Origin of the sequence: Cereibacter johrii (genome assembly GCF_001720585.1) — a bacterium.
Taxonomy (GTDB): domain Bacteria; phylum Pseudomonadota; class Alphaproteobacteria; order Rhodobacterales; family Rhodobacteraceae; genus Cereibacter_A; species Cereibacter_A johrii.
Genome location: NZ_MABH01000042.1, coordinates 1 through 5,678 on the forward strand (window position 1 = coordinate 1; position 5,678 = coordinate 5,678).

4 protein-coding genes are annotated in these 5,678 nt (G+C 69.7%); 2 read left to right on the forward strand and 2 right to left on the reverse strand.

Annotation, left to right across the window (positions count from 1 at the left end):
* Positions 1-239 (reverse strand): hypothetical protein (locus A9O63_RS02490; protein ID WP_069330514.1); only part of this gene is annotated, 239 nt, incomplete at its 3' end.
* A 109-nt stretch (positions 240-348) separates the two neighbouring features.
* Positions 349-3,648: a M10 family metallopeptidase C-terminal domain-containing protein gene (locus A9O63_RS23605; RefSeq protein ID WP_205631813.1), complete on the reverse strand. Its 3,300-nt coding sequence runs from the start codon at positions 3,646-3,648 to the stop codon at positions 349-351.
* 454 nt (positions 3,649-4,102) lie between these two features.
* Between A9O63_RS23605 and A9O63_RS02500 the strand changes: the two genes are divergently transcribed.
* Both A9O63_RS02500 and A9O63_RS02505 read left to right on the forward strand, forming a co-directional pair.
* Complete coding sequence (locus tag A9O63_RS02500; protein ID WP_069330515.1) at positions 4,103-4,591, forward strand: DUF421 domain-containing protein; 489 nt, start codon at positions 4,103-4,105, stop codon at positions 4,589-4,591.
* A gap of 123 nt (positions 4,592-4,714) precedes the next feature.
* The coding region (locus A9O63_RS02505; RefSeq protein ID WP_069330516.1) for a nucleotidyltransferase family protein at positions 4,715-5,678 on the forward strand (964 nt) is incomplete at its 3' end.

Genomic DNA, 5,678 nt, shown 5'->3' on the forward strand with positions numbered 1-5,678 from the left:
CGGGCCTCGACCTCGGTGCCTGCGGGCGTATCGGGGAGGGCGAAGGCCATGGTCCGCGCCGCCCCGTCGCTCTCGAGGCGCAGGGGGGCGGCCGAGCCTGCGGAAATCTCGATCACGCCCTTCGGCAGCGCCGTCCCGCCCTCATGGTCGAGCGTGCCGGAAAGGCCGCCCGCCTGGGCCGTGCCCGCGGCGAAGGCTGCGGCAAGAAGAAGGCTGCGGGGCTTGCCCGGAAGGGTCATGCGAAGCTCCTGAGCCGGAGGGTGGAGGCAGCCGCCTCGGGGCGGAGGCCGGGGAAGGAAGGCCGGGGGGAGGAAGGCCGGGGCGCGCGGGAACCGCCCCGGCCCGGTCTCACACGAGGTAGAAGTCGTCCGCCGTGAGCGAGAGCCCCGCGCGCACCTGCGCGAAGCGCACCGCGGCCGCCTCGCCCGATCCGTCGGCGTCGTAGGCCAGAAAGCCGCTGTCGGTGTCGTAGAGGATCCGGTCGGACGCATCCTGCGCGGCGCCCGACGGGCTGCGGTGGAAGGCGCCGAACGAGAGCGTGCCCGCGCCGCCCGCTTCGGCGAAGATCGCGCGATCGAGCAGGATGAGATCCTCGCCCGCCTCGAAATCGAGGATCCGGTCGACATTGCCCGCGCCGAGCGCGGTCGAGAAGCGGAAGCTGTCCTCGCCTGCGCCGCCCAGCAGCACATCGGCCGCGAGCCCGCCGTCGAGCAGGTCGCTGCCCGCGCCGCCGACCAGCCGGTCGCGCCCCGCCTCGCCGGGCCGGACCGGCTCGGGCGGGAATTCCACCGACACGTTCAGCTTGTAGTCGGACCCGTCCGGAACCGCGTCGCTCCAGCCGTCGCCGGGCGCATCCTCCGACCAGCTGCCTTCCACGATATAGTAGGTTCCGGTTTCCTCGACGGTGAAGACGGTGCTGGAATCGCGGCTGCTGGTCGAGCCCGGATCCCCGCCGCCGTCGTCGTTCTCGGCCACGATCCGGCCCTCGCTGTCGAGCACGCGCACCCAGCTGTCATGGATGTTGGGATCCGCGATCCCGTCGATATCCACCGTGACCACCGTGCCCGCGGCGAGATCGAGGCTGTAGTAGCCCCCCTGGCCGTTGCCCGTCGCCGCGACCGTCGTATGCAGCACGCTGGTCGAGTCGAAGATGTCGGGATCCTCGGTCAGCGAGAAGTTCTCCGACAGGTCGAAGGCGGTCTCGATCGAGTTGTTGGCGGCCTCCGGCCCGAGGGTGGCATAGCCCGTGCCGAGGCCCGGCCGCGGCACCGCCGCGCCCTCGGGGGCGAAGTCGCCGAGCAGGACATCGTCGCCGCCGCGCCCGAAGAGCGTGTCCTTGCCGCCCTGACCTGTCAGCACGTTGGCCGCAGTGTCGCCGATCATCACGTCGTCCTGGCCCGAGCCCGCGAGATTCTCGATCGAGCGGTAGCGGTCGCCGTCCGACGAGCCCAGCGTCAGCGACAGGGCCACGCCGCGGGCCGCGGTGCTGTAGTCGGCCGTGTCGCGGCCCGCGCCGCCGTTCAGCCGGTCGGCGCCGCCGCCGCCGGTCAGGATGTCGTCGCCCCGCCCGCCGGAGAGGACGTTCGACCTCCCGTCGCCGATCAGCCGGTCGTCGTGGAACGAGCCCGCCACATTCTCGAAGCCCGCGAGGATGTCGTGGCGGATCACCGTGCCGCGGCCCACGATCTGCACCGGCCCGTCGGCATCGCCGCCGCGCGCGGTGCCCTGGGCCAGATCGACCGTCACCCCGGCCGAGCTTCCGGCATAGACCACCGTGTCGATGCCCGCGCCGCCGTTCATGTAATCCTGGCCCGCGCCGCCGATGATCGTGTCGTTGCCGCCCTCGCCATAGAGGATGTCGCCGTCCGCCCCGCCGTCGAGGATGTCGGCGCCGCCGCGGCCGTTGAAATAATCGCCGCCGCCCCGGCCCCAGAAGTGGTTCGCGTCCGCCGTGCCGATGAAGCGGTCGATCCGGTCGTCCGAGCCGATCAGGTTCTCGATGCTGTAGAAGGTGTCGCCCGACCCGGTGCCGCCGCTCGCCACATTGGTCTCGAGATTGACCAGAAGCTGGAACGGGCTCTCCATCCCGTAATCGACCGTGTCGATGCCCGCGCCGCCGCGGAACACGTCGATGCCATCCTGCCCGCGCAGCAGGTCGTTGCCCGCGCCGCCGTCGAGCGTGTCGTCGCCCGCACCGCCCATGATCGTGTCGTTGCCGGCCCCGCCATAGAGCGCGTCGTTGCCGTCGTCGCTCTCGGTCTGGTCCTCGAGATCCTCGATCGCGATCGTGTTGTTGATGTCCCGGCTGGCGAGGCTGTCGCGCCCGCCGATCAGCAGGTCGTCGCCGCCGAGGCCGAAGATCGTGTTGCCGCCCGCGCCGCCGTTGAGCGTATCGGCGCCGGCCTCACCCACGAGGATGCTGCCCTGCGTGCCGCCCGCGCCGGCCACAGGCGCTGGCGTCTCGCCGGGGGCGGGGGCCGAGCCGCCGGCATAGACGATCGTCTCGACATTGGCGATCTCGCCCAGATCGAGCCCCTCGGTCAGCACGATGATCGTGTCGTTCCCGCCGTCGGCGAACTCGCGCACGAGATCGTCGGCGGAATCGACGAAATAGGTGTCGTCGCCGCCGAAACCCGCCATCCGGTCGCCGCCGCCGCGCCCGTCGAGCACATTGTCGCCGTCGTTGCCGATGAGCGTGTCGGCGAAGCGGCTGCCGATGCCCGCCTCGATGTAATATTCGCTGGCATCCTCGTTGTGGCCCGCGAAGATCGAGACGTTGTTGCTGTGGCCGTTCACGCTCGAGAACCGGCCCGCGCGCAGATCGAGGATGGTGCCCGCGGTCGAGCCCGAGAAGTCGATCGTGTCCATGCCGCCGGTGTCGTGGATCACGAAGCCGATGTCGTGCTGCAGCCCCTCGGACATCAGCTCGTAGCCATAGACGGAGCTGTTGAAGCCGTAGACGTCGTCGCCCGTGTTGAGGTCGATGGTCTGGTAGGTCCGCACCCCGTCCTCGTCCACCGTCGAGAAGAAGCGGCGGATCACGGCCTCGATGTCGGCCATGAGCGGGGTGGTGGCGGACCAGCGGCTGGTCTCGCCCACGTCGATGCCGTCGAAATAGGACATGACGCTGTATTGCTGCCGGTCGTAGGTCCAGGTCGCATTGTTCAGATAGTTGATCTGCACGCCGCCGGGGCCGCTGTAATTGTAGAGGCCGGGGTGGTTCAGGCCGAACTCATGGCCGAATTCATGGACGAACGAGTCGAACACATAGCCGCCGAGGGCGGTCTTGTCGGGCTCGGTGTCGTGGAAACGCTGGCCGATGCTGACATAGCGGTTGCTCGAGAAGGCGCTGCCGTCGCTCGGTTCGCCGATCTCGGGGCTCACCACCTCCATCCAGTCGGTCGCGCGGTCGAAGGGCGCATCGTCCACGATCTCGAATTGGAGCGGCGTGACCGTGGCCCATGTCTGCAGCGCGCCTACGGCAGCCGCCTTGTAATCCGGGTGGTCGTTCAGGTCGGTGACATTGATCCTGAGCGGCTCGGCCGCGATGGCCGGGGTGAGGCTGCGGTTCAGCGCCCCCAGATAATCGAGGAAGGCATCGTAATCCTCGCTCTTGCCGTAAGGATTGTCGGGCGTCTGGTCGTTCACCCACCATGCGTCCGTGACTTGTCTGGCAGACGGCATCTTCGGCTCTCCCTGACTGAAGGCTGGCTGGCCCATGCTTCGGTGCTGCCGAACAGCGTTGACCCGTTCCTGTTCCCGTTCAAGTAAAGTCAAACAGGCGTGATCTTGCCTATGGGTTGAGCAAACGCCCCGAGGCGTGACCGGGATTTCTTGGAGATTGAGCGCTCAAGCCCGGATCTCTTCCGCGCGGGCGGGCTCCCCCGGGAGCAGGATGACGTTGCGTATCCTGGCGTCCCTGCCGCCGTCTCACGCGGGCGCGAACGGCGGGACGGCGATTCTTCCGGCCCGGGGCCCGCCGGTTCGGGCCGCAGATCCGGACGGAACCCCCCGCCGCTTCGACAGGTCAGGCCGCCGCGTCGGAACAGAGCCGGCGGGGCAGGGGTGCCCGGACATGACGCCGCATTCGAAAGGAGGACCGATGAGCGACCCCCTGATCTTCGACAGCTGGACCGGCCTCGGGCGGATCCTGTTCGCCGGCGCCGTAGCCTACGGCGCGCTGGTTGCGATGCTGCGCGTCTCGGGCAAGCGCACGCTGAGCAAGATGAACGCCTTCGACCTGATCGTGACCGTGGCCCTCGGCTCGACGCTGGCCACCGTGATCCTGAACCGGAGCGTGCCGCTGGCCGAGGGGGTGCTGGCGCTGGCCCTGCTGATCTGCCTGCAATATGCGATCACCTGGACCTCGGTGCGCTGGACCCCGGTCGAGGGCATCGTCAAGAGCGAGCCCACGCTGCTCCTGCACGGGGGCTGCTTTCTCGAGGATGCCATGCGCCGTCAGCGCGTCACGCGGGCGGAGATCCTCGCAGCCCTGCGCGAAAGCGGCCTCGAGAGCCCGGGGGCCGCCCGGTCCGTGGTGCTCGAGACGGATGGCAGCCTCTCGGTCGTGCCGCGCAAGGACGGCCGCTAGAGGGGCGCCGAAGACGGGCGTCAGGGCCGCCGCGCCCCGTGTGCATCAAACAACTTCCCGCTGCACCCTTGCGCCATGTGCAGCGGGAAGATATTTGATGCACACACTCCCGGAGGGCCCGCCATGACGATCCGCTCGCATTCCCGGGCCGCGCAGGTCGCCTATCAGGACCTGCTCCGGCTTCATCTCGACGAGAGCGCCTCGGCGCTGATCGGCAGCATCGAGCAGCGGACCCGCAACGGGCGGATCTATCTCTACGACAAGTTCCGCATCGGCACCGAGATGAAGAGCCGGTATCTCGGCGAGGGCACGCCCGAGCTTTTCGCGCGGCTCGAGCGGGCCGCTGCGCTGAAGGCCGGGGCCGAGGAGCGCCGGGCGACCATGGCGCGCCTCGCCCGGGTGCTGCGCGCGGAAGGCTTCACCGCCACCGACCGCGAGACGGGCTCGCTGCTTCTGGCCTTCGCGCGGGCGGGCGTGTTCCGGCTGGGCGGCACGCTGGTGGGCACGGCCGCCTATGCGCTCTATCAGGGCGAGCTCGGCGTGCGGTTCGATGCCGAGGAGCTGGCCCAGACCGGAGACATCGACTTCGCGAGTTTCGAGCGGCTGTCGGTCGCGCTCGGCGACCGGGTCGAGGAGGAGCCGGGCGACATCCTGCAGACGCTGAAGTTCGATCCGGTGCCGGGGGTGGCCGACCGGCAGGTCTGGAAATGGCGCCAGAGCGGCGGGCAGGCGATGGTCGAGTTCCTGACGCCCGCCTTCGGCGACGAACGGGTGAAGCCGCTGCCCGCGCTCGGCATCAGTGCGCAGGGGCTGAACTATCTCAACTTCCTGATTGCAGAGCCCATTCCCGCCGTGGCGCTCTACCGGTCGGGCGTGCTGGTGCAGATCCCGCGGCCCGAGCGCTTTGCGATCCACAAGCTGATCGTGGCCGACCGCCGCCGCGAGGGCCCGGACCGGGGCAAGGCGCGCAAGGATCGCGGGCAGGCGGCCTTCCTGATCGAGCTGCTGGCCGCCGACCGGCCGGACGATCTGGCCGAAGCCTACGGCGACGCGCTCGGCCGCGGCCCGCGCTGGCGCCAGAGGATCG